Origin of the sequence: Nocardia sp. NPDC046473 (genome assembly GCF_040645995.1) — a bacterium.
GTDB lineage: Bacteria > Actinomycetota > Actinomycetes > Mycobacteriales > Mycobacteriaceae > Nocardia.
The window spans coordinates 79,498-105,125 of sequence record NZ_JBEYZJ010000014.1 but is presented as its reverse complement, the minus strand read 5'-3'; the positions used below and the strand labels follow the sequence as shown (position 1 = coordinate 105,125).

The 25,628-nt window shown below is 67.7% G+C and carries 25 protein-coding genes; 4 read left to right on the top strand and 21 right to left on the bottom strand.

The annotated features are described in order from the left end of the window. The 3 genes from ABZ942_RS40800 to ABZ942_RS40790 form a co-directional block, all read right to left on the bottom strand. Positions 1-660, bottom strand: a complete 660-nt coding sequence (locus ABZ942_RS40800; protein ID WP_357391626.1) for a response regulator transcription factor — start codon at positions 658-660, stop codon at positions 1-3. A 102-nt stretch (positions 661-762) separates the two neighbouring features. Next, the gene (locus ABZ942_RS40795) at positions 763-1,017 is read right to left on the bottom strand and encodes a hypothetical protein (RefSeq protein WP_357391625.1); all 255 of its coding nucleotides are present in this window, start codon (positions 1,015-1,017) and stop codon (positions 763-765) included. Positions 1,018-1,484: 467 nt separating this feature from the next. Beyond that, entirely contained in the window at positions 1,485-3,068 is a 1,584-nt protein-coding gene (locus ABZ942_RS40790) for an MFS transporter (protein WP_357391624.1), read from the bottom strand. 288 nt (positions 3,069-3,356) lie between these two features. On the opposite strand from ABZ942_RS40790, the gene ABZ942_RS40785 reads away from it, so the two are divergent. The 3 genes from ABZ942_RS40785 to ABZ942_RS40775 are packed head-to-tail and all read left to right on the top strand — an operon-like array spanning position 3,357 to position 8,230. Further along, positions 3,357-3,695, top strand: coding sequence for a hypothetical protein (locus tag ABZ942_RS40785; protein WP_357391623.1), 339 nt, complete (start codon positions 3,357-3,359; stop codon positions 3,693-3,695). A gap of 6 nt (positions 3,696-3,701) precedes the next feature. Further along, the gene (locus ABZ942_RS40780; protein WP_357391622.1) at positions 3,702-7,049 is read left to right on the top strand and encodes a hypothetical protein; all 3,348 of its coding nucleotides are present in this window, start codon (positions 3,702-3,704) and stop codon (positions 7,047-7,049) included. Continuing rightward, entirely contained in the window at positions 7,046-8,230 is a 1,185-nt protein-coding gene (locus tag ABZ942_RS40775; RefSeq protein WP_357391621.1) for a hypothetical protein, read from the top strand. Before ABZ942_RS40780 ends, ABZ942_RS40775 begins: the two co-directional genes overlap by 4 nt. A 6-nt stretch (positions 8,231-8,236) precedes the next feature. Here the strand turns inward: ABZ942_RS40775 and ABZ942_RS40770 are convergent, their stop codons facing one another. From ABZ942_RS40770 to eccB, 4 genes are all read right to left on the bottom strand, one after another. Then, positions 8,237-8,593 carry a YbaB/EbfC family nucleoid-associated protein gene (locus ABZ942_RS40770; RefSeq protein WP_357391620.1) on the bottom strand — a complete coding sequence of 119 codons (357 nt, stop codon included), beginning with the start codon at positions 8,591-8,593 and terminating at the stop codon, positions 8,237-8,239. Positions 8,594-8,600: 7 nt separating this feature from the next. Further along, a complete protein-coding gene (locus tag ABZ942_RS40765; RefSeq protein ID WP_357391619.1) occupies positions 8,601-9,065 on the bottom strand; it encodes a YbaB/EbfC family nucleoid-associated protein in 465 nt (154 codons plus the stop codon). Then, positions 9,062-10,156 carry a hypothetical protein gene (locus ABZ942_RS40760; protein WP_357391618.1) on the bottom strand — a complete coding sequence of 365 codons (1,095 nt, stop codon included), beginning with the start codon at positions 10,154-10,156 and terminating at the stop codon, positions 9,062-9,064. Before ABZ942_RS40760 ends, ABZ942_RS40765 begins: the two co-directional genes overlap by 4 nt. 165 nt (positions 10,157-10,321) lie before the next feature. Continuing rightward, positions 10,322-11,743: a type VII secretion protein EccB gene (gene eccB / locus ABZ942_RS40755; RefSeq protein WP_357391617.1), complete on the bottom strand. Its 1,422-nt coding sequence runs from the start codon at positions 11,741-11,743 to the stop codon at positions 10,322-10,324. 62 nt (positions 11,744-11,805) lie between these two features. Here eccB and eccE point away from each other — a divergent pair, with 62 nt between their 5' ends. After that, positions 11,806-13,542, top strand: coding sequence for a type VII secretion protein EccE (gene eccE / locus ABZ942_RS40750; RefSeq protein WP_357391616.1), 1,737 nt, complete (start codon positions 11,806-11,808; stop codon positions 13,540-13,542). 59 nt (positions 13,543-13,601) lie between these two features. Here eccE and ABZ942_RS40745 read toward each other — a convergent pair whose 3' ends face one another. From ABZ942_RS40745 to ABZ942_RS40680, 14 genes are all read right to left on the bottom strand, one after another. Next, entirely contained in the window at positions 13,602-13,898 is a 297-nt protein-coding gene (locus ABZ942_RS40745; protein WP_357391615.1) for a WXG100 family type VII secretion target, read from the bottom strand. 42 nt (positions 13,899-13,940) lie between these two features. Continuing rightward, positions 13,941-14,258, bottom strand: coding sequence for a WXG100 family type VII secretion target (locus ABZ942_RS40740; RefSeq protein ID WP_357391614.1), 318 nt, complete (start codon positions 14,256-14,258; stop codon positions 13,941-13,943). Positions 14,259-14,351: 93 nt separating this feature from the next. After that, entirely contained in the window at positions 14,352-15,137 is a 786-nt protein-coding gene (locus ABZ942_RS40735) for an ESX secretion-associated protein EspG (RefSeq protein ID WP_357391613.1), read from the bottom strand. 37 nt (positions 15,138-15,174) lie between these two features. Beyond that, positions 15,175-16,185 carry a PPE domain-containing protein gene (locus tag ABZ942_RS40730; RefSeq protein WP_357391612.1) on the bottom strand — a complete coding sequence of 337 codons (1,011 nt, stop codon included), beginning with the start codon at positions 16,183-16,185 and terminating at the stop codon, positions 15,175-15,177. Positions 16,186-16,228: 43 nt separating this feature from the next. Beyond that, positions 16,229-16,528 carry a PE family protein gene (locus ABZ942_RS40725; protein WP_357391611.1) on the bottom strand — a complete coding sequence of 100 codons (300 nt, stop codon included), beginning with the start codon at positions 16,526-16,528 and terminating at the stop codon, positions 16,229-16,231. 10 nt (positions 16,529-16,538) lie between these two features. After that, positions 16,539-17,882, bottom strand: coding sequence for a hypothetical protein (locus ABZ942_RS40720; protein WP_357391610.1), 1,344 nt, complete (start codon positions 17,880-17,882; stop codon positions 16,539-16,541). Continuing rightward, entirely contained in the window at positions 17,882-18,199 is a 318-nt protein-coding gene (locus tag ABZ942_RS40715) for a type VII secretion target (RefSeq protein ID WP_357391609.1), read from the bottom strand. The genes ABZ942_RS40720 and ABZ942_RS40715 overlap by 1 nt, the downstream gene beginning before the upstream one ends. A gap of 237 nt (positions 18,200-18,436) precedes the next feature. Then, the gene (locus tag ABZ942_RS40710) at positions 18,437-18,733 is read right to left on the bottom strand and encodes a YbaB/EbfC family nucleoid-associated protein (RefSeq protein ID WP_357391608.1); all 297 of its coding nucleotides are present in this window, start codon (positions 18,731-18,733) and stop codon (positions 18,437-18,439) included. Further along, positions 18,730-19,239 carry a hypothetical protein gene (locus ABZ942_RS40705; RefSeq protein WP_357391607.1) on the bottom strand — a complete coding sequence of 170 codons (510 nt, stop codon included), beginning with the start codon at positions 19,237-19,239 and terminating at the stop codon, positions 18,730-18,732. Before ABZ942_RS40705 ends, ABZ942_RS40710 begins: the two co-directional genes overlap by 4 nt. Further along, positions 19,223-20,005: an ESX secretion-associated protein EspG gene (locus ABZ942_RS40700; protein ID WP_357391606.1), complete on the bottom strand. Its 783-nt coding sequence runs from the start codon at positions 20,003-20,005 to the stop codon at positions 19,223-19,225. Before ABZ942_RS40700 ends, ABZ942_RS40705 begins: the two co-directional genes overlap by 17 nt. Further along, positions 20,002-21,675 carry a hypothetical protein gene (locus ABZ942_RS40695; protein ID WP_357391605.1) on the bottom strand — a complete coding sequence of 558 codons (1,674 nt, stop codon included), beginning with the start codon at positions 21,673-21,675 and terminating at the stop codon, positions 20,002-20,004. Before ABZ942_RS40695 ends, ABZ942_RS40700 begins: the two co-directional genes overlap by 4 nt. A 42-nt stretch (positions 21,676-21,717) precedes the next feature. After that, complete coding sequence (locus tag ABZ942_RS40690; RefSeq protein WP_357391604.1) at positions 21,718-22,554, bottom strand: YbaB/EbfC family nucleoid-associated protein; 837 nt, start codon at positions 22,552-22,554, stop codon at positions 21,718-21,720. A 42-nt stretch (positions 22,555-22,596) separates the two neighbouring features. After that, on the bottom strand, positions 22,597-23,418 hold the full coding sequence (locus tag ABZ942_RS40685; protein ID WP_357391603.1) for an ESX secretion-associated protein EspG: 822 nt from the start codon (positions 23,416-23,418) through the stop codon (positions 22,597-22,599). Next, a complete protein-coding gene (locus ABZ942_RS40680; protein WP_357391602.1) occupies positions 23,418-25,355 on the bottom strand; it encodes a hypothetical protein in 1,938 nt (645 codons plus the stop codon). Before ABZ942_RS40680 ends, ABZ942_RS40685 begins: the two co-directional genes overlap by 1 nt. Positions 25,356-25,628: the final 273 nt, after the last annotated feature.

The following is a 25,628-nucleotide window of genomic DNA, read 5'->3' as shown; positions in this document are numbered from 1 at the left end:
TCACCGAGCCCAGCGGTAGCCGAAACCATGGACCGTGGTGATCAGGCCCGGCCTGTTCAACTTGCCCCGCAGCGCGCCCATATGGACATCGAGTGAACGCGAGATGGCGGGGGTCTTCTCGCCCCAGATCTCGTCCATGATCTTTTCGCGGCCTACCGCAATCCCCGCCTGTGTGACCAACATTCGCGCCAAGGCGAATTCCTTCACGGTCAACGACACCGACTGGCCGGCCACCACGACGGTGCGCGCCACCAGATCCACGGTGACGTCTCCGGTGACCACCACGGCCGGGCAATAGTCGGTGGCCTGCCAGCGCCGCACGATCGCTTCGAGGCGGGCCGCCAGCTCGCCGACGCGCGGCGGTTTGACCATGTAATCGTCCGCGCCGGCCCGCAAGCACGACACCACCGCGAGCTCGTCGCCCTCGGCGGTGAGCACCAGCACCGGGACCGAGCTGACTTTGCGCAATTGCCGAAGAACGAGATATCCGTTGACATCCGGCAGACCGAGATCCAGGATTACCGCGTCATAACCGGAGTGCGAGGTCAGTAGATCAAGTCCATAGGACAGATGATCGACGGACTGAAATCCGTGGGCTCGTAGTCCGTCGACAACGGCCGCGACCACACCCGGGTCATCCTCCACAAGCACCACACGCACGTCTGTCCGATCCGTCGACCTCAGGCAGCCTGAATGGTAGCGGACCGGGGAAGTGACCGTTGACCGGGAGCGATCTGCCGGGCGGCGACGCCGAGCCGACCGTCATGCGGTGGCGGAACCCCGGCGCGGACCGGCGGACTGCACCGAAGGCACGGCGACCGGCGGGTAGCCGACGGTTCGCGGGACCGGCGGCAGCGTCGGGAATCGGCGGCGCATGGTGCTCAAATGGCGATAGACCTCACGCAGCTCGGCGTGCAGTTCGCGCAACTCGTCCTGTAACTGCTCCGCCTCGGTGATGAGCATGGCTTGGAACACGCGCGCTTGTTCGCATTGCGCCCGTTCGGCGCGCGATCGCATCAGCGTCTCCTCGGCCGACGTCCGCGCCGGCATCGATCTGCTCGCGGTACCCGGACGTGCCGCGCGGCGGCTGACGCGTGTGCCGCCCTCGAAGTCCTGCATGCAACCTCAGCCTTTCAGTAGCACTGACACACCGTGTCGAATGGCCGGATCAGCTCGTTACGGGTGCCTTACGTGATGATTATGCACACTTCAGGAGTCGTCAACTTTCAATTGAAATATTTGCATCAGCTTGACATAAGTTGATATTCCAAATAATTTCCCATCACTCTTTAGAAAACCTTTAGATATTGATATTTATTTAACAAACTACCAGGTCCGGCCAGTTTTCTGTTACCGTCCAAGCTGAAATACGACCGCCGCAACGACAGCTCCGCGCACACAATCAAGGCCAGCTCCGGCAGATTTACGTCCACGAGTACGGAAACCTATTCATCGTGCACTATTATTCCGGCAGGCAAGTAGATTCAAATCTTTTCCGCATTTACCACACGAGCAACGAGCCCTTGCCCACGCCGCCGTTTCGAAGCGGTGGACTTCACGATGATCGTGACCATCGTGGCAACGATGACGCCGATGATGGCGAGCAACCCGTGCCGATAACCGGCCAGGAAGGCGTGCTGCACAGCGGCGGCCAGCGGTGCGGCGGACTGATCGACCGCCGAGGCGGCTACCGCCACCGCTTTACCCAGCGAGTCGCGGCTGACAACGGTGCCGCCCTGCTGGATGGGCACCGCGGCCGGAACCCGCAGATGCTCGTGGTAACCGCTGTCCACCAGGCTGCTCACGATCGCGAGCCCGAGCAGTCCGCTGAGCTGTGCGAATGTCATGCGCGCCGCGCAACTGATGCCGCGACTCGACGATGGCGGCGCGCCGATCACCGTGTCCATTCCGACGCTGACGACGACGGCGAAACCCGCGCTCGCCACCGTCACCATGGCCACGATCGGGGGTAGATCACCGGTCGCGTCGGCGGTCAGGCCGATGGCAAGGCCGTCCAAGACGGCCGCCAATCCGACGATCAGCGCGGCGCCCGGCCCGAGTTGGCGCCGCAGCATCGGCCCCAGCTTCGCACCGATTGCCATCGCGGCCACCGTCGGCAGGAACGACAGCCAACCCGCGACAATCGGCGAGTAGCCGCGTACCGCCTGGAGATATTGGATGACCAGGAAGACGATCCCGAACACCGCCAGGAACACCGCGGCCATCGCGATCACCGCCCGGCGGATCCGCGGATCCGAGCGAAACAGGTAGTCCTGCAACGGCTCGTTGCCGCGACGCCGACCTATCGCGAGGATCGCGGGTGGCAGGATGCCCGCGGCCAGCGGCACCGCGATCGAGGGGTTCGTCCATCCCCACTCCGGCCCTTGGATCAGGGCGAACGTCACCAGCCCGACCCCGAGCGCGACCACCGTCGTCGCGGACCAGTCGACGGGGCGCGGCGGATCCGGTGGCATTGCGGGCACCACCGTGACGACGCCGAACAGCGATGCCACGGCGATGAGCCCGAGCACCGCCACGATCCGCGGCCACCAGAGATTATCGAGAACCAGGCCACTGACGAGTTGCACGATCGTCACCCCCGCGGCGAAGCAGCCGAGCCACAGCGTGAACGCCTTGACCCGCCCGGCGTCGGTGTCACTGACCGCGCCGACGATCGACATGGCGGCCGGGACCATGAGCGCGGAGCCGACCCCCATGACCGCGCGCAACCCGATCAGCGGGACCGACGTCATCGCCAGTGGATAATTGGCCAAGGCACCGGCGAGGTACGTCAGCAGGCCGACGATCAGGACGCGCTTGGCGCCGAACCGGTCGGCGAGCACGCCACCGACGATGAGCAGCGCGACCGCCACCACCACGAAAACCTTGGGAATCCACTGCGACGTCTGCAGCACCGGCCGATCCCCCAACTGCTGCAGCAGGGTCGGCACCGCGATGGCGTGGATGGCGGTATCGAAGCTGAGCAGGAAGGCGAGGCCGCACATCACCAGCAGCACCGCCGCACGGTGCCGTCGGCCGAGCCGCGCGGGCAGCGTCTGCGTGCTCATCCGGCCTGCCGCAGCGGGGGCCGAGTGGTTTGTCCCATGGTCTTCTCTCACATCTGCCGAGCCGTGAAACGAGTCCGCTGTCCAATCGCGGTCACCGCAGTGTCGTTTATTGGACACTCTCCCGCCAATCGGCGCGATGCGGGGGGCAGTTCGGAAATTAACACTCGATCGGCGTCGGTCCGATCCACCGGCAGATACCGCCGTCCTGTGATAGATCCAGTGAGTGATACCGAGTGCGGCATGTCGTTCGATCGAATGATGCTGCGGGACAGAGCCGGAGGCACCACCATGACGGAGAGCATCATCATCAACCCGAGTGATGTGCGGGCCGCCGGACAGGAACTGCTCGACCTGAGCTCGAGCTCCGCGGGCGGCCCGGTCTCGTTCCACACGATCATGCGCGAGCTCATCGACGCGGTCGGCGGCGCCGGGGCGGAGACCTGGGGCGACGACTCTTTCGGCAAGCAGTTCGCCGAGGGCGCCAACGGCTACCGTGCCTCTCGTTCGAACCTGCTGAAAGGCGGCAACGACATGCTGACCACGCTGCAGGATTTCGGCACCGGATTGACCACCGCGGCGAACAACACGTCGAACGGAGAGTCCGGCAACGTCAACAACTTTCGCTAGCCGCGCATGTCGCTACATTGGCCCTCGGACCTGGCCTGGCTGACCTATGTGGTCGGCTCGGAATGGCCGGAGGGCGACGAGGACAAGATGTTCGCCATGGCCCAGGCCTGGCTGACCGCCGCCGACGCCATGGAAAAACAGCTGATTCCCGCACTCGGCGAGGTGCACAACCGCGCGGTGCTCGGCTATCAGGCCGGGCAAGGCCATGACGCCATCAGCTTGGAACTGCGGAAACTCATCTCCGGTGACAACTCGATAGACCAGCTGGCCAAGGACTTTCAGCAGGTCGGCACCTCTACCCGGCACGCGGCGACCACGCTCGAAGAGACCAAGCTGATGATCATCGTGGCGATCAGCATGCTGGCCGCGCAGATCATCGGCGCTTGGTTGTGGCCACCGACCGCCCCCGCCGTCGAGGCCGCGGCCATCGGTGCCACTCGTGCGGCGGTCTACCGGGTAACCAACCGTGCCCTCGACCTCATCGCGGAAATCCCGGGTATCGGTGAATTTTTGGTGAAAGTGCTGCGGTATCTGCCGAAGGTGTCCGACGGCCCGGGAAAGATCGCCGGGCTGGTGGCCAAACCGGTGACGGGTTTCGCGGGGAGAGCCGCACCGGGATTGACCCGTGCGGCGCTCGATTGGGGGTTCACCGACGCCACGGCACTCGCGGTCGGCCGGATGCCTGCCGCGGTAACCAAATTCATGATCGAGAAGGCGGTCAACAACGTCATCTGGGCCGGCGGTGGCGACCTGCTGATTCAGGAGATCCAGATCGCCAAGGGACATCGAGACGGCATCGACGGCAAGGAAGTCGCCCTGTCGATCACCGCATCGATCGGCGCCTGGTACGCCGGGGCCCTGGTGGCCACCAATGTCGAGAAGTACGGCGGCAAGCTGCTGACCCGCCTGGGCAAGGACCCCACCGCGGGCGTCTGGGGCGCGGGCCTCGGGCTGCTGTCGGGTACCGTCCCGACCGTTGTCGCCACCCTCGTCGGCGCGGGGATCGGCGAACTGTTCACCGGAACCTTCGACCCGAGAATGGCGCTGATCGGCGCGGTATCGGCCAACTCCCTGATGGGCGCGCAGCGCGGCTACATCGGAATGCTCGGCGATGCGCCGCAACAGTTCCACGCGCGGCCCGAATCCGAGCACGGCTCGACCATGACCGGGCGCGCCGGATCCGCCGAGCACATTCCGATGACCGAGCGGACCGAGCAGACCCGACCGCCCTCGCTGCGCTCGATGGGCAGCGGCAGCACCGGCGGGCGCGTCAAATCCTATGACGAGCTGCTGCAGGAGATCAGGCAGCGCGATGTCCCCGGTTACCACGCCGCCCGCGTCGCGGACCGCGAAGCACGATCCGGCGGCCGCGCCGGCGAGCCGGAGTTCGATCCGCGCCAGCACCGCAACGCATTTCAGGCCGAGCAACGCAAAGCCCTGAACGATCTGACCACCGCGCAGCGGGAGGTGAAGGCACGCGAACTCGAACTCGTCCGCGCTCGCGCCGCGGCGCGAGCGCCGAGGGCCGACGCGTCGCCTGATCAGGCCGGCGACCCCATCGTCCATGCGACGCAACGGCTAGGGGAAGCACAGAGCCATGCGGTTGAGGAGCGATCGCGGATCCAGCGAATGCTGGCAGGAGAGCCGGAACCCCAGCCCACCGGTGCCGGTAATCGGACGGTCGAGGCGACCGAGCCGATCGACGCACCCACCGACCACATCGAAACAACCCACCGGTCAACCGGTGCCTTGGAAATCACCGAAACCGTGACCTACCACGACGATGCCTCCTCCACCCATTCGGTAATCGGCGAACTCCCGCCCAACGCACCCCACGCCGACAACCAGCCACCCGACCGGTCCCGACCAGTCCTGGAAATCATCGAAACCGAGAGCTACCACGACTACGCCTCCTCGACCCATTCGACGGATCGCGCCGACCTTCCCGCCGACCCCCCCGGACCCCAGCCACCGCGGCTCGGCATCCGGTCGGCGGACCGGACCATCACCGATCTCGACCGGAAGCTCAGCACCCTCGAACAGCGAAGTCGCTCGCTGGCCGCCGCGGACGAGCGGGTGCAGCGAACCCATGAAGAAATTCATGACGCGAACTCTCGACTGGCCGGTCTCAATGACCGGCGCAACACGCTTCAGCGCGAGAAGGACGCGGCGGAAGCCAACCTCAGCGCGGCACAAACCCGCCTGGACCACTGGCGCACACAACTCGACGAACCCACGGTGACCGGCCCGGCCCGAGCGAGCGCCACCGAGGAGTTCACCCAGGCCGAACGTGATCTGAAGGCAGCGCAGCACAACATCGTTCGCGCCACAACCCACCTCGAGCTGACCGCGCAAGAGCAGAGCCGCGCGCACGGCAAGTTGGATGGCCCGGTGCGTGATCAGGACAAGGCCGTTGCCGCCACGGACAAGGCCGACCGCGCCGCCGAGGACGCCTTGGACGCGGCAACCAGAGCCCACGAGGCGCAACGCGCCGAACTCGATCGACTCACCGCGCGCCGCGACGTCAACGAGGCCGAGCTCCAGCAGGCGCAACGTGAGCACCGGACCGCCGAGGAAAACCTCGCCGCGCACAACCGGGAGTTGGCGCGGGCCGAGCAGGACTACCGTGACCTCGCCGCGCGTGAACGAGTGCACAAGCAACGCGAGGCTCGTGCCGCACAGCATGATTCGTCGGCGGAGGCAGAGCGCCAGAAGCTGTCCCGGCAGTCGACTCGCAATACCTTGGCTCGACGAGACACCGTCGACGACCAGACCCGGGCCGCGCACCTGCAGGAGCGCAATGAGCGCATCGCACGGCACGAGCGGGAAAGCGAAGACCTACGGCGACAGAACCGGGAAGACCAACCGGAGCAGCGGCGAGCCGAGCACCGCGCCCTCGGCACCAGGATCCGCGAGCTGGAGGGCCAGCAGGAGCGGCTTGCCGAGCGGGCCGCCGCCACCCGAACCCAGGTCGAGACCGCACAACAACGGCTCGACGCGGTCGACACGAACATCCGCCGGACGCACCGGCAACTCGCCGGCTTCGCCAGGCTGCACGAGCTCCAGGACCAGTTCGCCGCACAACGCGGCACTATCGCGGAAATGCGGGCCCTCCGCGAAGAGCAACTGCTGACCACCGGCATCACCCAGGCCAAGCTCGAGGCCGAGCTGGCGCAGATCGCCAAGGATGGTCAGACCGATCGAACCCAGATCGAACGGACACTGTCGGACGGCGGCTACTTCAGCGGCAAACCCAAGGGCCGTAAGCTCCCGCTGAACCACGACATGCCGGACCCGTTCAGCGCGCTGTTACCGCCCCCCGGCCCCGGATTCTGGCTGACAGGGGTGGCGTGAGCACCGACGAAACCCCGGATTTCGCCCTCTCATTGGCCACCGAGTACGGTGCGGCGGCGGTCACCGAGGTGACACCCGCCGCACCACCCGATGAACGCGACGCGGTCCGCCGCTACGCCGACGAGCTCGCCGCGGACATCACCGAGCTACTGGTACCGGCAGGCCCACCACGGTGGCAGCGGCTGTACCTCACCTGCTCGGCGACGGTCGCGGCGGTCACCGGTGACGCAGTATTCGTCACCGAGACAGGCGATTCCGTGGCGGTCGCAGTGCCGGCGACGGCGACGGAGCTGATCCAGCTGCTGCGCACGGTGACCGTCGCGCTGGCGGATCGGGCCTGGTGGCTTGTCGAGCTGCGCCGCGACCGTGGCGGCAGCACGGTCACCGAATTCGGCTACGGCGACCTACCGTTCCCGCCGAGCCTGCTGCAACCCGCCGCCGCCTACCGCGCCGATCTGGAACGCTTTCCGCGCGAACGACTTCCGGTGTGGCTTGCGGCCTACCTGGCCGTCGAGGACGGGCGGACACGACTCTCCGAGCTGCTGACCCGCGCTCACCTCGACAGCGAAACACCCGCGATACCAGTCGAATTCCTCGAGCCACGGCTGATGTGGGCGCGGTGGGCCATCGTGGCGGCTGCTGCGGTGGCGGCCGAAAGCGATTGGGGCCCAAGAGTTATCGGCTCCGCAGCCGCGTTCGAATCCACCGACGGCAGTGGCTCGACCCTGCATCTGCTGCCACGCGGGCGCGCCGTGCTCTCCGGCGGGGTATGGGACGCCCCGGAACTCGACGCCGCCTACAACGACGGTGCGCCGATGCCGGAATACTATGGCGGCCTGCCGGATTGGGTAGACGCTCCGGTCCTGAACCACCGGGCGGTCGCGGGCCTGCTGTCGTTCTGCTACTGGTGGGACGGCACCGGCTGGTATCGCGGGCAGTCCCCCGGGCCGGCCGGCATCGGTGCGGCGATCCCGGGAATGTGGACACCGGAAACGGTGACCGGCATCGTCTGCGCGGTACTCGGCGACGCGGCATCCCGATCGGCGGTCGCCGACCTGGTGGCGGCCGCCGAATCGGGTGCGGTCAGCCGCGATACGGTACGGGCGGCCTTCGGCGGCGCGGACCGCACCGCCGCGGCCGCCGGCTTCACCCAGCTCGCGCTGGCCGGTCTCACCCGTTGATCCGGTTCAGCTGAACTGGTCTTTCAAGGCATCGACGGCGGCGAGCATGTCGCCGACTTTCGGTGCCGCACCGTAGTCGACCATGACCGGGGCCATCAGCTCCTTCCGGCGCTGGACGACATCGGCAACCGCCCTGCCGGACGCCTCGGTCACCGCCTCGGCGATCTCGTCGTACTCCAGATCGCCGATGCTGGAGGCGAACTTGATGTCGATGGCGATGCCGTCGGCGTTCACCACGACGGTCACCCGCCGGCGCGCGGCCGTTCCGGTACCCATCAGCTGCGCGGCCTCGGCCTGCAGCCGACCGATAGCGGTCACCTGCTCGGTGAAATCATCGACAGCCCTGGCAAATTCGTCGTTCATCCGTGCCTCACTCATCGCGATCCAGTATTCGGTGGCCGGTGGCGGGCCGCTCGTTGCGCTCACTCGGCGGGGTGAGTGGCGCGGGCACCGCCTTTGGCATCCTCGTGCGGAGTTCGGCCAGTTCGCTGAACATGTCCTCCAGCCGGGGCATGGCCGACTGCCGCTCGTCGAGTGGAGCGCGCAATTCCGCTTCCTTGCGGGTGATCTTCGCCGCCGCGCGCTGGGCCGCCTGCAGGGTGGCGCGGGCGATCTGGCCGTAGCTGAGATCATCGACGGCGCCGGCGAACTTCGTCGCGATGATCGAGCCGGAAGCGTTGACCGTCACGGTGATTCGCCCGCGCTCCGCCGACGCCGATGCCGTGAGCTCGGCTCGGCTGCGCGCCAGTTCGGCCAGGTGCCCGAAGGTTTGCCCGAAGGCGTCCAGTAATCCGCTGACGTCCTCGGCCAGCCGTCGATTCTCGGGATTTATCATGACGCCGCCATTTCGGTCATGGCCTCCTGCAGGCCTTCGGTCTCCACCCGCAAACCCGCGTATCGCGCCAGGTACGCGATCACCTCGGCGCTGTCGCGCTGGTCGGCGTGCGCGGGCAGCAGCAGCACGAACTGCGCCGGATCCGGTTCCTCGTCGCCGACCAGTGCCACCATCCGGCCATCGCGCAGCCGCAGCACCAGCATCGGCGGCTCGTCGGCGACGACGTCACCGAACGGCGCCTTCACCGCCCATTCCAGATCGTCGATGGGGATGTCGACCCAGCCGATCGGCACGCTCGACCCCATCGAGGGCCACGTCGCCGGGTCCACCGATACCAGCGCCGGCTCCGGCCACGGCCGCAACCGGTCCAGCTCGGTCACCACCCTGGCGAAGAAGTCGAGGATCTGCGCCGTGTCGAAGCCACCGGCCAGCTCGCGGACCTCGTCGGGCAGCGTGCCCGCCGCGACCGATGCCACCAGCGCCGGATAGAACTCCGAAACCGTTGCCGCGTAACTGATTCGATCGATCAGGTCCTGCGCCGCGTCCGCGACGATCTCGGCGCCGGACAGGTCGTCGAGGTAGGCCATGGACGCGCACAGCTGGGTCACCAGCGGCGGCTCGCCGAACTCGTCGTCGGCCTCGCCCGCCGCGCCGGCGCGTTGTGGCGTCACGGCCTGCTCAGTCCTCGGTCCGGCACGCAGCTCGAGGGCGAAGGCGACGTCCGCCGACCGTGCTCCCGACACGGGATAGGCGTCACCGGTGTCGGGACGATAGCGCAGATACAGTTCGGCCTCATTGCCGCTGAGGCCCGGCCGCTCCGCATCGCCCTCGACGCCCTCGACGAAACCGACCTCCCACGCCAGGATCGCCGCGATCTGATCGGCCGAGAGCAGGCCCTCCGGCATCGGCCCGTCGGCCGAGGCGAAACCGGGTTCGACCGCGGCTATGTTCACCAACGTCACCTCGAGCGCGTTCGCGGCGACCCCGTACCGTCCGCTCGCGTCGACCGAGTCAGGTTCGACGATCACGCAGGCGCCGCCGACCGCGACGATCGCCGCCCCGTCCGTACGCCTGCTCACTATCCGCGGCATCAGTCCTCATCTCTCACTGGGGAATACATCAAACCGATCCGGCGTACCGGGCGGCCGACGGCGCTCGTTCGGGTTCTCGTCATGGTGAACATCTGGTGAACGCGGCGGCTGCGGCTCGCTGGGCGCCCGCCCGCGGTAGCGTCCAGCGGAATCACGGCCGGGCATCTATCGGGCGGTTCCGTCGCCGCGCACGGTGTCGCGGGCGATCAAGGCCGACTGCCGATCGAGCATGGGGCCCGGCGGCAGCTGGCTGAGCAGCTGCCACGGCACGAGTTTCGGTTCGGACAGGCCGAGCATGGCGGCGGTGGCCGCGTCGGGGATGCCGAATCGGATCCCGGTGTCGGTCACATAGAACAGGCCGTCGCGTCGGGTGCTGTCCGGTTCGATCCCCGTTACCTGCACGAATTCGCCACTGGCAGGCGGGATGTAGCTGGCGTCGGCGTGGCCGTCGAGACCGCCGCCGACCAGCGTCAGCGCACGCGCGTCCACCGGCAGCGGCAGTTGTTTACCGGCGAGCAGCTGCAACCGCGCGGTCGGGTCGGCTTTGCCGCGCGACCAGGTTGCGCACGCGATCGGCTGGTCGTCGGCGGACACGATGGTGGGGCGTTCCGCGGGGAACTGGTCCACCGGCAACGTGTCGAGCACCGGCACGCCGCTGATCGCGTCCGGCGAGACGAGCGGAATCGCCGCCATGCCCATCGAATTCGCGGTACGCAATACCTCCGCGGTGAACGCGGACACCTTCTGTACACCGTCGGACAGCACCACGTAGAGCGTGGTGTCGTGCGAGTTGTCGACCCGAATCACCGACCCCACAACGAGTTTGTCCAGCCGGGCCGGGCCGGGGGCGCCCGCGTTCGCGATCCCCGGCACCGTGAGTTCGGGCGCGGCGACGGTAGCGTTCAGCAGTCCGGTCCCCATCGGGCGCGGACGCAGCCCACGCACCCGCAGTGCGGACACGATCGCGGGGTTGTTCATGTCGACGCGAGCATGTTTGCCGTTGTAGATCAGGTAGGTCGCGTCACCCAGCGTCGCCAGCAGCGCCTGGTCGTCGGCGACCGCGCGCACCTGCGCACTCACCCGAGGCGTGCCGTCCAGCAGGGTGGTCTTGACGCCGGAGGTCGTGTCATCGCACAACGTCCATTCCGAACGGTCGGCCGTGTCCGGGCCGAGCAGCGCCGCCGGGGCGCCGGGGATACCGAGCAGCGGACCACGCGACAGCGAGTTGAGCTTGGCATCCTTTATCTGCGTTGGTGCTTCGGCACTACCGGTGACCAGTCGTGCCGAGGCCAGATTGAGCACCGGGTGCAGCGTCGTCTTGTCCATCACCACATACAGCGCACCGCTGACCGAGCCCATGACGATCTTCGACTCACCGATCTTGGTGTCCGGCTTCAGATACGACATGACCATGCAGCCACCGGTGAACAGCACGGCGAGCACCAGCCCGGTGATCAACGACCGGAATTGAATGCGCATCGGATCGTGCAACATGCGGACGTCGCGGCGCACCAGCGCGTGTTCGAAACGCTGCAGCAGGAATCGATAACCATTGACCTGCGCTCGGGTAGTCAACTGTGCCGGCATTACATCTCCTCCACCATGCCCGCGAACACGCGAATTCGAAGGGCTCGTGAGATGCTACCGCAATGAGTGAAGTGTCCGGCCTGCCGATCAACAGAAATCCGTTATCCCCAGGTATTCCCGCGTTGCGTTCCGGGCCCCGCGGACTTTTCGATCTGCTACCGCTTTCGGTGGTGCTGCCCGCGGCCGCCGCCGGTGCCGCCGCCGGAACTACCGCGGTCGCGTTGCACGCAGAACTCTGGGTGTCACTTGCCATCGGTTTCGGAATTGCACTGCTCGGCACGATCAAAATTAAACAGACAAATATTTGGCAAACTCTGGGAATGCGAATCGCCCTCCGGTGGCGCAATCGGCGCGGCTCTGCTATTCAGCCGGCCGCGGCCGCCTTCGACGTGCCGGTCCCGGAGTCCGGTGGCGTCCACTGCGGAATGCGCTGGGACGGCCGCTACATGATCACCATGCTCGAGGTGGGCCAGGCCACCGTCGCACCGACGCTGCTCGGCCCGGCGCAGATCCGCACCGACGACGCGGTGCCGCTGACCGAGGCGGCCCGCTGCCTGTCCCAGTTCGACATCCGGCTCGCCGCCATCGACGTCGTCACCCAGGGCGTGCGCACCCAGGGCGATCAGGAGGTGGTGCGGATCTACGAGCAGCTGCTCGGGCCGCTGCCCGCCTCGGCGGCCCGCACCGTCCGGCTCGCGCTGCGCTTCGATCCGCTCGACAACACCGAGGCCATCGACAATCGCGGCGGCGGTGACGAGGGCACCATCCGCACGGCGCTGGTCGCGACCCGCCGAGTAGTCAGCCGCCTGGCCACCGACGGCGTCCGGGTGCGCATGCTGACCGCCGCCGAGCTGACCGCCGCGGACGCGGACGCGCTGTACGACACCGCGCCGCAGGACTGGACCGAGCAGTGGCACACGGTGCGCAACGATGCCGTCGAGATGTCGGGCTACACCGTCCGATCAGGACGGCTGACTTCCGAACTGCTGGCCGGAATCTGGGCGGTACCCGGGCTGTCGACCCTGGTACGACTGCGATTGACACCGGTCGCCCGATCGGCCGCACCCGGCCGCACCGCCGACGAGGTGGCGGTGACCGCGCTGGTGCGGCACGACACGAACGCTACGGCGCAGGGCGATCGGCCGGAGATGCCTGCCGAGCTGGGGCTACGGCGGCTGACCGGACGACAGCGCCGAATCCTGTTGGACGGCGGGCACATCGACCCGGCCACCGCGTCCAGCGGTCCGCCCGCGGCGCTGGCTCGACTCGCCGTCCCGGCCGCCGGATCCGGCCAGGTGATCGGTGCGACCAGCGACGGATTCGGCGTCGCGGTGCCCTTGTTCGGCCCCGCGGTACGGCGCGTGGAGATCGTCGGGCAGCTGCGCCTGACCCAGCTGATGGTGCTGCGCGCGATCGCGGTGGGCGCCAAGGTGATCGTGCACAGCACCCGGCCGGACGCCTGGTCACACCTGGCGGCCGAGGTCGGCGAGCCGACGGCGCTGTCGGTGTCCTCGCCCGGTGGCGGCGCCCAGCATGCCGCGGCCGCCACGATGATCGTCTACGACGGGGTCGGCTCGGCCGGGCAGGTCGCGGAGGCGACCGTGGTGCATGTCCGAGCGCCGGGCGAGGTGTCCGCGGCCGTGCCGGGGGCCGATGTCGTGCTCGTCGAATCCGCGACCGATCCGCACGAGGTGACCATCCGCACCGCGCGTGGCGTGCTCACGGTGCGGGCGGTGACGATTCCGGAGGAGTCGCGCTACCTCGATGCCGCGCCGGACTCGGTGCCACAACCGGCCTGACACCGAAACGCGGGCCCGGCACCCTCGGGGGTACCGGGCCCGCGTCGCGGATAGGCGAGCTACTCGAAGGTGGCGGCTACCTTGCCGTCGGTGGTGAAGGCATGGTCGGAGGCGGCCTGCACGCCGTCGATCGCGTGCTTCAGCACGGTCTCGGTGAGCTGGGTCAGGTCGTCCATCAGCGTCTTGTGCTTGGCGTCGAAGCTGACGTTGCCCTGGCCCTGCCAGTTCGCGTCCAGCACCTTGCGCTGCTCCTCGGCATCGTTGTGCTGGCCCTGCAATTGCTGCTGGTAGGTGCGCAGGTCGGCGACCAGTGCGGACATCGCACCGGCGTTGTACACCATGGGGGAATCGGTCATCAGAATGCCTTTCTTATCGAGTACGAACGGGGGCGCGGTGCATCAGGTGAATTTGGTGCCGAGGCTGGTGAAGCTTTCCGCGTTGTCGTATTCGGTGTTGGCGATGACCTTCTGGCCCTGATCCAGGGCATCCGACACCGCGTTCAGGTCACCGTTCAACTTGATGATCTGGGCGTGCAGATCGTCGGCGAATTTACAGAAAGCCACATACGCCTGACCCTGCCAACCGGACTTCGCGCCTTGTACGGTGCCGTCGAGATTCCCGGCGATCTTCCGGATCGCGGGAATCACCGCCGCGTAATTGCTCTGCGCGGTTTTGAACGCCTGGGGATCAATACTGGTTGTTGGTGCTCCGGACATGGAAAGCCTCCTGAGTGAATAAGGGGGTTGCAGATGAATAATTCTTGAACAGGCCGGGATCACATGTCGCCGACGGCCGTTCCGATCTATTGATTAGGGCATCCACCTGCCTTCCGGCAGCGACTCGATTTGCGCGGCGATCACGTGTGCCAACCGGCGATCGCTGCCAGGGGCGAAGGTGGTCCAAGCCTGTCCGTCCGCTGCGACACTGCCGCCGCCGATGACGCGCCCGTCCGCCGTGTCGTAGACCGCGGCGGTGGCGGCGGACCGGACGGCGCTGCCGTCCCGGTAGCTGTAGCAGACCAGCTCGGCAACCGAATGACAGTGCCGCAGCACCATTCCGAGGGTGATCGCCGCCGCCTCCGGCATGCCGAGGCCGTAGGCGACCGCCGCATAATCCGAACCGGCGTCGTCGAATCGCTGGCGCAGTTCGGCGGTCGGGGCGCTCAATGTCGCGATGTCGGCGGGCTGGCACCGGCCGAGCGTGGCGAGCAGCGGGGCGGCCAGCGCGACGGGATCCTCGTCGCCCCACACCGTGCGCACCTCCAGCTCGTCGCCGGTACGGACCGCGACCGCGTGGTCGAGGCCGCGGCGCGCCAGGCAGAGCCGAATCAGCTTGCCGTCGCGACGGATTCGCATGATCAGCGCGCGATCCGGGCGCGCGAGGGTGCGCAGCGCGGCGGTCAGCTCATCGTCGAGCACGTCGCCGCCGGCGTCGAGCACACCACGATCGAGCAGCTCGGCGACCGTGCCCGCCCTGGCCGCGTCGAGCCGGTCGTGGTCGCGATGGCTCGGGTGCAGCGCGAGCACGGTCGGGAAGGTCTGCACGCCGAGTGCGTCGGCGACGGCCAGGAAGCCGTCGCTGGTCAGTGTCGTCATCCGTGCCTCGCCGCCGAACGGGAACAAGCGGTACCCATCAGTCCTCCGCAGTGACCGTCGGCACCGGACGGTGGTCGACCGTTCTGCCCAATACCGCTGGCGCGGTGGCGAATCCGGCCTCGACCAGAATCGAGTCACCGAGGTCGTCGGCCTCGGCGGCCACCGCACGAGACACCGGCGCCTGGGCCTGGGTTCGACTGTCCGCGACCGGCGGCAGGATCGGCGGCGCGGCCGCCATGGGCTGGGTGGCGAGCTGCACGGTCGCCGGGGTCGGCGCCGATGCCATCGTCACGGCGGGCGACAGCACCGGGGGCAGCAGCATCGGCTCGGACCCGACCGGCACGGTCGGCACCGGGGTGAGGTCCAGCGCGGACAGATCCAGGCCCTGCGGCATCTGCAGCGCGGGCTGCGTCACCGAGGTGCTCGCCGCGGGATCCTGCGACGGCGTAGCGGCGGTGGGCGACTCTTCCTCGGCGAGCAGCGCGGCACCGTCGGAGACCGCGGGTGCCGGATCCGGCTGCCACGGCGTCGCCAGCTGCTCGCTCGCCGCCTCGTACGTGCGCATCACCTGGGCGGCTTGTTCGCGCAGCGCGTCGAGCTGCTGCTCGGCCGAGTCCAGCACCCCGGCCAGCGGTCCGCCGAGCAGGCTGCCCTTGATCAGATCCTCGGCCGTGTGCAGCGCCTGCGACACCTCGGCGACGTGCGGCATGGTGAGCTGCGCGATCTCGTAGGCGGCCGCCTGCTGCGCACCGGTCGCCGCGTTGCTCCGAGCGGCCGCGGCGCTCGCGTCCAGCCAGGCACCGAGCTGGGCCAGCTGGGCCAGCGCGTCCTGGCTGGAGTGCGAGCCCCAGGCGTTGCCGACGACGGACAGGATGCTGTGGTATTCCATCGCCGCGTCGCTGAGCCGCGCGGACAGCGCGGTGTAGGCGAAGCCCGCCTCGGCCATCGGGACGACGCCCGGCCCCGTGGTCAGCTCGTGCGCGAGCTGCTCGGCCGGGACGGCATCCCACACCGTGCCGGTGAATCCGTGCTGGGCCGGTTCGGCCATCGCGTCCATCCTTGTCTCGGTGCGTACGCGCACCCGTGGTGCGTCAGAGGTGGAACAACTGGGCGTTGCTGCTCTCGGCGCCCTCGGCCAGATCCGCGTGCGAGCGCAGGTTCGCGGCGATCTTGCGCAGTTCGCGCACCCCGCTCAGATACGACTCCCGGAACGATCCGCCGACCTCGCTGAAGGTCTGAGCTGTCCGGATCGACACGGGATCCAGACCGGCGGCGGCCGGGCGCAGCGTGGCGTAGGAATCCTGCATACCGCCCTCGAGACCATCGGCCAGGCTGTCGAGCCGGCCGGCCGCCAGCCGGGCCAGTTCATGATCTATCGCGACGTGACTCATGGTGTGCTCCTTACGGGTTGAACGGGGTGTCGGGGCCGCTGGTCATGTGGTCACCGATGACCGGTGTGGTGGTGTCGGCGGGCTCCCCGCCCACCAGTTCGTCGCCGTGACGGGCGGTGACCAGCGCCGCGTCGGTGCCGTTGGCGGCGCCCGCCCGGTTGGCGCCGAGCAGCGCCCCGGTGGCGGGCAGGATCGGTGGCATCGCCTCTTCGGTCATCGTCACCGCTGCTCCCGGCACCACCGATGCCGTGGTCACCGCGGGCACCGGCGTCGCGAACGCGATCTGCGACTGCCATTGACCGAGCGGCGCGGACGCGAGACTGGTTGCGCCACCGACGATTCCGACGGCTTGGAGCGCGGCTCCCCGCGATTCGGTGCCGGGGGTCGGTCCGGCCGGCGTGCGCAGCACCGGTCCGCTCGGGACCGGGCTCGGTTCGTGACCGAGCTGGCGCGCGGTGGAAAGCAGCGGCTGCACTACCTGTTGTAGCTGCGAAATCAGTTGCGTCAGTTGCGATTCGATCGACTTGTTCGGCGCGGTCGCAGCCGCCGCGGTGGCCGGTTTCGCGGTCTTGACGTGCGTGCCCACCCTCGGCGCCAGCTTCGCCGGAACCCCTTTAGCCGACGAGGTCGCGGAATTCAGGCTCGCGCGGCTCAGGTGGTGCGTCGGCACCTTCTGCCCGGTGGCGCTCATGTGCCCCGAGTGCGCGATCAGGTGCGCCTTGGTGGTGGCGGTGATCGCGAGCGCCTCGGTGGCGGCCTCCAGCGCGGAGGCCAGCAGCGCCACCTGCCCCGCCGGGGTGGCCAGCGTGACACCGAGCGCGGCGGTGGTGAGCGCGAATCGCGCTGCCACCGCGCCCATCTGGGCGTATCCGGTGGCCACGGTGCCGGCGGCCGCGCCCATCGACAGGTGCATCTGCCCGGCCTGCTGGGTCAGCGCGCCCGAGGTGAGCTGCGCGGTGGCCGCCGAGGTGGCGGCAGAGCGCGGGCCCGCACCCTCCAGCGATTGCAGCAGCTGGATACCCTGCGAGGCCCACTGCATCGCCGTCTGGACGGCCTGAATCACGTTGGTCAGCAAGGTCTGCGGATTGACCGCCCCGCTGCCGCCGAGATTGCCGTCGCCGAAACCACTGAACAGATCGGTGATCGGCTTGGCGAGGGCGGCCACGTCCAGCGGCGGCAACACCGGCAGGCCCGGCAACGGCGCGAGCGCGGGCAGTTGCGGAAACGCGGGCAGTCCGAGTCCGGCCAGCACCTGCTCGACCGGCTGGCCGAGCATCGGCCCGACCGGAGTGTTGCGCAGGGCGTCGAGGACCGTGGGATGCAAAGGGTCCGTTGCTGTTTCGGTGGTAGCCATCACTCGGTGACCGACGGGACGACGAAGGTGTCGGCGCTGTGCTGGTCGGCCTGCTCGTAGGCCGCGGCCGCGGTGTGCGAGTTCGCCGCGGTGGTACTGAAGATCTCGGCCAGTTCCGTCACCGAGCCGAGGTGGTTGGCCTGGGCGTAGGCGAAACTGGCGAGGAACTCCTGGCCGATCAACCCGAACACGGGCACTACGGCCGCCACCCCGGCGGCCTGATCGGCGGCCCCTACGAGTGCGACCGTCGCTGCCATGGCCGCAGAAATGTCGCCGTAGTGTCGGAAGGTCTCCGGCTGCACATGGAGGACGTTCATCGCGGTAGCTCCTAGGGCTGTTATTACGAACTCGATACCTACACGGTTCCCGGTGAAATCTATTGAGCCGCTGACGATCGGCAAGTTCTGCGCGGATGCCGCGCCTACTGTTCACCTGGCTGTCGATTGCCCTGATCAGCGGGCGGAGCAGGCTCGATTGTGCTGTCCTGCGCAGTTGCGCCGAGGGCGATTCAGGTGCCCACCGCCGAAACCGGCTGGGCCGCGCGAGCACCGATGCTATTCGTTCACCTGGCCGTTGAAATCTTCGATCAGCGTGGCGCGCAGGCCGAGCGCCCGCTGCGCGGCCGCCCCGGCGGTGGCCACCACGGCGCGCTCGAACTCGGCCGGCGAGAGCTGCGAAACCGCCTCGGAGACACGGAGATCCAGTAATCTCGCGGCACCGTCGACAGTAATGGTGATCGCCCCGCTGTCGTGCGTGTGGGCGACCCGCACGGCAGCCAGCTCATCGGACAGTTGTTGCATCCGAGTCAGCCGCGCCCTGGCGGCGGCCTCGAGCGCGGCGAAGTCGGTCACCACTGGTCCCCATCCTGCTCCAGCCAGCTGCGTGGCTCGTAACTACGTTCGGCCTCGTCGACCAGTTCCGAGCGTTCCACCGCCGCCGGTGTCGGCAGGCCGAGCAAGTTCATCGTCCGTTCATCGAATCCGAGTTCGGCCAGATAGGTTCGGCGGCTCAGGCCCGCGCGATCGGCCGCCAGCCGGCACAACCGCAGCACATCGTCGCCGAGATCGTTCGGATCGCGGCGCAACTGGGCCTGGGTGACCCGCACCGACAGCGGAATTCCGGAATCGGTTGCGGTCACTACGATCTCGCCGCCGCGCAGCGAGGCCTCGCCCACCGAATAGGCGGCGAACTCCGAGTCTTTCTCGGCCACTTCAGGATCGAGGTCCCCGCTCGACGATTCGGCCGAATGGTCCGCGGCCCCGGTGTCTTCATCGCACCGGTCCGTGCCGTCGTCATCGGCGCCTTCGAAAACACCGGTCTCGTGCACGATCCCGAACCGCTCAGACACAGCGCTCATCCTCCAAAGTTTGCGACACCTTCGTGATGTCGGCGGTGATCATCGCCGCCAGCCGCCGGGCATCCACCGCCGTGGCGACCGGAGCGCCGGACTCGGCGATGGCGTAGCGGCCGTCACCGACCAGATCGCGCCAGGAAATACGGTGCGCGGTAACCCCTCTGGGGCCGAAGATCGAACTGCCCAAGCTGGTTTCGATCAGCCCGTCGCGTTCGACCGGATGCTCCAGCCAGGCCGCGCTGCGGCGTTCGGCATCCAGATCGCTGTCGTACACCAGCGACCGACCGTACTGATGATCGGTGTCGTCGTCCGGTACGAACACCAGCGGGATGTCCGGTAGCCGCCCCGCGCCGCAGGCCGGAAGGGCCGCCGCCAGCCGCCGCGCCAGCCCCTCCGCCGCCATCAGGGAGATCATGAATCCAGAACTGTGCCAGCGGGTTTCGCCGGGCAGCTGACGGATCAGGGTGGCCATCGAGCCCTGCTGCGCGCCCAGCATCCGTATCGCGGCGCACGGATCGTCCGGGTTCCGCGGATCGAAGGCGTACACCCCCACCTGGATGTCGGCACGCGCCACCCGGTCGAGCGCACCGTGCAGCACCCCGTCTTCCTTGGCACACAGGCTGTTACGAGCATCGGCGGCCAATTGCTCCCACTCGGCGCCGTCGGCGCCGCGAGACAGCGCGAACAACGGCAGCGGTAGCCGATCGGTGAACAGCCGGTGCCACAATACGATCAGCTCGACATCGGTGACCTGCCAGGTGCGGATCACCGCTCCAGCACCGGCCGGACACCGCGGCCGGGCGTGCCGAGCGCCTCGTCGAGATGCTCGGTGGAGTTCAGCAGTTCTGAACGCTTCTTCTGCTTCTCCTCGTCCCGGCGCGCGCCGGGAGCACCGCCGATCGGAAAGCCGGGCTCGCGGCCACCGACCGGACCGGACCGGCCGAGCGGGACCTCCTTCGGCGCAATGCTCGCGCGCGGAAACAGTTTCGACTCCCGCGCGAGCAATTCCTCCGCCGTCAGCAAACCCTTGCCGACGACGCTCTTGCCGCCGATCCCACCGAGTGGGCCACGTCCGCCGCCCGTTCCGATCGACGAATTCAACCCCAGCGGCGGACGGCCCGGCGAGGTGACCGACAGCGCGCCGGGCTTGTTGGTCGTCGATGGCAGCACACCGGTCGGCAGGTGCTCGGTCGGCGCCGGTTTGCCGGGGTTGTTACCGCCCGGCTGACTGCCACCGGGGTTACTACCACCTGGATTGCTGCCCCCGGGTTCGTTGCCACCCGGTTCGCTACCGCCCGGCTCCGTGCCGCCCGGATGGCTACCGCCCGGTTTGTTGCCACCGGGTTCATTGCCGCCCGGCTCGCTACCACCCGGATCACCCTCACCCGGATTGTCACCGTCCGATCCCGGTTCGCCGTTGGTGTCCGGTTCGTGTGCCGGTGGGCCCTGCTCCCCTTCGGGGTCGGGGCTGTCGAGCGGGGGCACCTCGGCCACCTGGTTGGGCTGCGGCAGCGCCACGATGGTGCTGGCCGTGGTCGGGAAATTGGTGGTGTAGTAGGTCTGGAAATTGGCCTGGTAGTGGAACAGTTGAATTTGGAGTCGATACTGTTCGGCCGCATTGGGCGACGACGGCAGGTCGGGGGTCGGCGGTGTGGCGTTCTGCTTGGTCTGCTGCAGCCAGCCCGAGGTGTTCAGCATGTTGTCACCGAGCAGGTTCATGTCGCCGGTCAATTGGAGCGACGCGCCGACATACTGGCCGGTGGCCTCCGTCGCGGACTGTGCTCCCGCACCCTGCCAATCGACCCCCGCCGAATAGATATTGGATCGCAGGGTGGTGAACCCGGTGTCCAGGGTCTTGGACAACCAGTACCAGACCCCGGCGGCGTCGGCGACGGCCTGTGGATTGATCGAGTTGCCGATGGTGTACAGCTGCGACCAGCTGAACTGAGATCCCTGCTCGGGAACGGCGTCCAACGGGTCGTATGTGGTGGACTGAGAACTGTTCTTGCGCGGATGCTTTGGTATCGCCCCAGGCTTCGGCGATCCGCTCGGCGGCCTTCCCGGCTGGTTGCTCTGGAAGGTCACGGTGTTGTCGTGCTCGGTCGTTTGATAGTTCTTGGCCGCCGCGACGAACGTGTTGCCCATGTCGGTGAGGATGGTGCGGTGCCGGTCCATCCGTTCGGTCAGTTCGGTCCCGATCTTCTGGTTGTACCTGTTGTACAGTGCCGTACCCGAATTGGTGCTCGCGATGGGCGGACTCGCCCGCATGAAGTTCGAAACAATCCAAGTATGCACGCCGACAATCACATTGAGCATTTCCTCGACGTGCTTGGCGCACTTCTCGGCTGTCCCCGGCTGCAGCGACAGATGCCCATTGGCGGCCTCGCCCGGCAAACCCGCCCACTTCGTGTTGTCTGAGATATCCGGATCAAGTGCCATGTCCACCACTCCAAGGTGCTGATGTATGAATTACATTGCGCGTCAGCGCAATTGGTCTCGAAGCTGCTCGACACCGGTCAGTATCGCCGCCGGGCCAGGGAATCCGGTGCGGTCGGCGGCGATCGGCGCGAACAGCGCCGTGGCCATCCGCGCCACCGCGGACACCGCCTGGCGTGCTGCCTCGGCGATGGCCTCCGCGATCTCGTCATAGTCGAGATCGCCTATGCCAGTGGAGAATTTGAGATCGATCAGGATGCAGTCGGCGTTCACCGCGGCGCTGACGCGGCGTCCTTCGGCGGTGCCGGTCGCGACGAGCTTCGCGCGAAGATCCTGCAACCGGATGATCTCGGCGGCCTGGTCCGCGACGGCTGAAATACCGGAAACCGCGGCCGAATCGGCCGTGTCACCGGCACCGTGCGGCACCGGCGTCGGACCGTCACGCTCGATATCGAACAGGTCGGTCGCCACCCGATCACCCGGCGGCGTCAGCAGGGCGGGCGGCGGCTGCGGGATCCCGTCCTGCCGCGGCATCCAGACCACCAGATCCGACAGCTGCGGCAGCCGCGCCTGCGCCGCGTGCAGGGGCGCCATGATCGCGTCGGACCGGCGCTTGACCTGCGCCGCCGCCTGCTGCGCCGCCGCGACGACGGCCCGGGCGAGCTGCTTGTAGTCCAGATCATCGACATCGTCGGCGAAGCTGACCTCGGTGACGGCGCCGGAGGCGTCGACCACCACGAGGACCCGCCCGCGCTCGGTCTCGGCCGACGCCGTCAACGCCTGCAGCCGCTGCCGCGCACCCGCCATTCCGGCGATCAGCTGCCCGACATCGTCGAGCACCTGCGCCACGTCGGACTTCAGCCGATCACTGGACCTGGTCACCGCTGCTCACCACTTCCTTTCCGCCGCACCGACTTACGCTGCTCACCAGGCGTCGTCGTAGACACTTTCCCGGTCGACCCCGCGACCGGATTCGTCCTGGCCGACCAGCAACAGTTCGCCACACTGCCGGTCGATCAGCGCGCGCAGACCCTCGGTATCGGTCGCGACCGCGGCCGGCGTCGGATTCAGGTCGATGACGTAGCCGCCGTCACCGACGTGCTCCTCCCAGAAGATCTGCTTGGTGACCTTGCCGCTCGGCCCGAACTTGGAGTGGCCCTGCGTCATCACGATGCGGCCGACGGTGCCTTTCGGCGCCGCCTGCCACTGCCTGCAGTGGCTGTCGACTGTGTGATCGTCGTCGTAGACCGAGCTGCGGCCGTGCCAATGGTCGACCGTCTCCTCTTGGTGCTGCCCTAGCAACTCGACCCGTGGCAGCGAGCCCGCCGCCATCGGCGGCAACTTGTCGACTATCAGGCGGGTCAGCGCGGTGGCATCGCACACGGTGATCTCGATGTCGTCGTGACTGTCCACGGTGTGGGTGTTACGTCCATGGATGAGCAGCGCGCGATCGCCGAACCGCTTGCCTGCCAGCACCATCCGACCCGCGAGATCCGCAGGCGCGCCACGGTTGTAGACGTGCACCGCCATCCGGAGTTCCGCATCGAGCGACTGCACCAGTGCCGCAGCGAGTTCGGGTTCCCACCTGCCCTGCAGTTCGCCCCAGACCCGGGCCTTGCGGAACTGGAAGTCGTAGTAGCCGCGAATGTCGGAGTAATAGTTCATCGGCCAGTTCTGCTGACGACCGACGAGCCGCTCCCGCAGCACCAGATACTCCAGGCCGGTCAACCGCCAGGTGCGTGCCATTACTGCTGTCCTTTCACTTCGACACCGGCGGGCCTGCCCGCCTCGGCACCGGCAACCGGCTGCCCATCGGTCGTCGTGACCGTGAAATCGGTGAAGACCGCAGGCTCCGGCGCGATGGCCCGGCCGGGCCCGGTGGGCAGCGGGTCCACCGCGAAGACCCCGGGGAGTAGCGAACGAGACTCGACGTGCGGGCCGGTGGGACCGGGTGGGAGGAACCGATCCCGCACATCTTCCAGCCCCGCCGCGATACGGTCGGCAGCTTCTTTCGTGGCCTGCTGCACGGTCATCGCACCGTCCTGGACTGCCTTGGCCAGTGCCTGCAGGCCCGGCCCGAGCTGGGCGGCGAGCTGGGCGCCCAGCTGTTGCAACATCGGGATGCCCGACGAGATGAGCTGCAGCACTTCGGAAAAGAGACTGAGCAGATCCGCGCCGGACATGCCACTACCGCCGCTGGCTCCGCTGCCGAACGGGCCGGACTGCCCGGGTCCGGTGGCTCCCGAGGGGCCGGTGCCCGGTGCGCCGGAGTGGCCGGAGCCGCCATGCTGACCACTGGCACCGGAATGTCCACTGCCGCTGTTGGATCCGCCACCGCTGCTACCACCGCTGCCGCTACCGGATCCGCTACCGCTGCCACCACCGCTGCCGCTACCGCCGCCGCTGCCGCCACCGCTGCCTTTGCTGCTGCCACCGCCGCTGCCGCCGGTTGCGCCGCCGCCGGAGCCGCCGTTGTCGTTGCCGCCACCTCCGGTTCCGCCGCCGCCGGAGCCGCCGCCCGTGCCGCCTCCGGTTCCGCCTCCACCGGAGCCGCCGTTGGCGCCGGCCAGGGTGTTGACGTCGGGGAAAAGCGGGATCATCTTGGCGAGGATGGTCATATCGTCTTTATAGGTTTTGCCGCCGGACCCGTCCCAAAAAGCTCGGGGACCTGCCAAATCCTTGACGCTACCGTCGAGTTTCCATTGCCACTGGTTATTGGTGGTGTTGAATTCGACGCTGCTGGACAGGTTGTTGTTCTTGCCGCTGCCCGCGTACCAGTAGCTGCCGCCGCCCGAGTGCGGAATGTTCGCCCAGACGTAGTAGTGGAGTTGCCTGGTGTGGGCGATGATGTCGGCCATGTCGACCATGGCGGTGTGCAGCGTCGCGCACGCGGTGATGTAGGTAGTGATGAAACCCGACGCGGTGTCGGCGCCCTCACCCTGCCAGTTCGAGAATTTGGGTCGGACGACACTGACGAATTTCGTGTAACAACCACTCCATTGGTCGGCCAGCCATTGCCAATCAGTGGACAGGGTCTGTGTCGGACCGCCGATGGCCTCGACGATGGCGGCGATGTTGGCGAAATCGGGCTCGATGAGGCTCGCGCTGTTCTCGATCGCCCCGCCGATCAGGCCTGGCGCGCTGGGATCGCCGGAAACCCCGGAACCCGCCCCCGTGGGAAACGAGGGGCCGGTCGCCCAGTTACCGTAATTGACCGGTGCCGTGAACGCGGGCGGCGTGATCGCTATCGAGGTCGCCGTCGTAGGCGGGGTAAACATTTTCGCGCTGGTCAGCTCATTTTGCGCGTAGGCCTTGGCCGCGGCCGTGAACGTGTAACCCATGTCGGTGACAACCGCCTGGTGATTCTGCAGCATGGGGACGATCGCATTCGCCTTTTCGCCGAATGTGCTGAACAGCAGCTGCATGCTCCACCAGTTCGTCGACCTGGAGTGCGCGCCATCGGAGGTTTTGAATTCTCTGGTGAACAGGGTCGGGTCCATCGTCTGGAAACTGCCGATGGCCTTGACCAGATTCATGATCGTCTGGATCATGTCCTCACAGGATTTGCTGATCGCGGTCAGATCGGCACTATTCACATTCAGGAGCTTGAGCCGACCACCGTCGGCACTTTTCTTCAGGCCGGACCAGTCGGTCTTGTCATTTCCCGTCGCTCCCGACGTCATCGCACTCCTAGCCATCTACCCCAAATTGCGTCGCGCCATGTTTCTAGCACTCGGGGTCGTAACTCGACATTCGAGCAGATCCACCGACCGATCCGTACACCGACTGTTCACCGAGCCGGACGAACGAACGGGGACGGACCGGCAGCGTGCTCGGCCGAGTTCCTCCGCCGGTGCCGACGATCGCAACCAGGGCAGATGCCCGCGAACGGCCGCGGGAAAGCCGCTGCGAGCGCGCCAGTTCGGGTATCGCGACGCCGCGGGGCCACGGTTAAC

What these genes read in the sequence shown, in the direction of transcription:
- ABZ942_RS40795 (WP_357391625.1), bottom strand. Translation starts at nt 1,017, where the DNA reads ATGCGATCGCGCGCCGAACGGGCGCAATGCGAACAAGCGCGCGTGTTC.
- ABZ942_RS40790 (WP_357391624.1), bottom strand. Translation starts at nt 3,068, where the DNA reads ATGAGCACGCAGACGCTGCCCGCGCGGCTCGGCCGACGGCACCGTGCG.
- ABZ942_RS40785 (WP_357391623.1), top strand. Translation starts at nt 3,357, where the DNA reads ATGACGGAGAGCATCATCATCAACCCGAGTGATGTGCGGGCCGCCGGA.
- ABZ942_RS40780 (WP_357391622.1), top strand. Translation starts at nt 3,702, where the DNA reads ATGTCGCTACATTGGCCCTCGGACCTGGCCTGGCTGACCTATGTGGTC.
- ABZ942_RS40770 (WP_357391620.1), bottom strand. Translation starts at nt 8,593, where the DNA reads ATGAACGACGAATTTGCCAGGGCTGTCGATGATTTCACCGAGCAGGTG.
- ABZ942_RS40765 (WP_357391619.1), bottom strand. Translation starts at nt 9,065, where the DNA reads ATGATAAATCCCGAGAATCGACGGCTGGCCGAGGACGTCAGCGGATTA.
- ABZ942_RS40760 (WP_357391618.1), bottom strand. Translation starts at nt 10,156, where the DNA reads ATGCCGCGGATAGTGAGCAGGCGTACGGACGGGGCGGCGATCGTCGCG.
- eccB (WP_357391617.1), bottom strand. Translation starts at nt 11,743, where the DNA reads ATGCCGGCACAGTTGACTACCCGAGCGCAGGTCAATGGTTATCGATTC.
- eccE (WP_357391616.1), top strand. Translation starts at nt 11,806, where the DNA reads ATGAGTGAAGTGTCCGGCCTGCCGATCAACAGAAATCCGTTATCCCCA.
- ABZ942_RS40745 (WP_357391615.1), bottom strand. Translation starts at nt 13,898, where the DNA reads ATGACCGATTCCCCCATGGTGTACAACGCCGGTGCGATGTCCGCACTG.
- ABZ942_RS40740 (WP_357391614.1), bottom strand. Translation starts at nt 14,258, where the DNA reads ATGTCCGGAGCACCAACAACCAGTATTGATCCCCAGGCGTTCAAAACC.
- ABZ942_RS40735 (WP_357391613.1), bottom strand. Translation starts at nt 15,137, where the DNA reads ATGACGACACTGACCAGCGACGGCTTCCTGGCCGTCGCCGACGCACTC.
- ABZ942_RS40730 (WP_357391612.1), bottom strand. Translation starts at nt 16,185, where the DNA reads ATGGCCGAACCGGCCCAGCACGGATTCACCGGCACGGTGTGGGATGCC.
- ABZ942_RS40725 (WP_357391611.1), bottom strand. Translation starts at nt 16,528, where the DNA reads ATGAGTCACGTCGCGATAGATCATGAACTGGCCCGGCTGGCGGCCGGC.
- ABZ942_RS40720 (WP_357391610.1), bottom strand. Translation starts at nt 17,882, where the DNA reads ATGGCTACCACCGAAACAGCAACGGACCCTTTGCATCCCACGGTCCTC.
- ABZ942_RS40715 (WP_357391609.1), bottom strand. Translation starts at nt 18,199, where the DNA reads ATGAACGTCCTCCATGTGCAGCCGGAGACCTTCCGACACTACGGCGAC.
- ABZ942_RS40705 (WP_357391607.1), bottom strand. Translation starts at nt 19,239, where the DNA reads ATGAGCGCTGTGTCTGAGCGGTTCGGGATCGTGCACGAGACCGGTGTT.
- ABZ942_RS40695 (WP_357391605.1), bottom strand. Translation starts at nt 21,675, where the DNA reads ATGGCACTTGATCCGGATATCTCAGACAACACGAAGTGGGCGGGTTTG.
- ABZ942_RS40685 (WP_357391603.1), bottom strand. Translation starts at nt 23,418, where the DNA reads ATGGCACGCACCTGGCGGTTGACCGGCCTGGAGTATCTGGTGCTGCGG.
- ABZ942_RS40680 (WP_357391602.1), bottom strand. Translation starts at nt 25,355, where the DNA reads ATGACGTCGGGAGCGACGGGAAATGACAAGACCGACTGGTCCGGCCTG.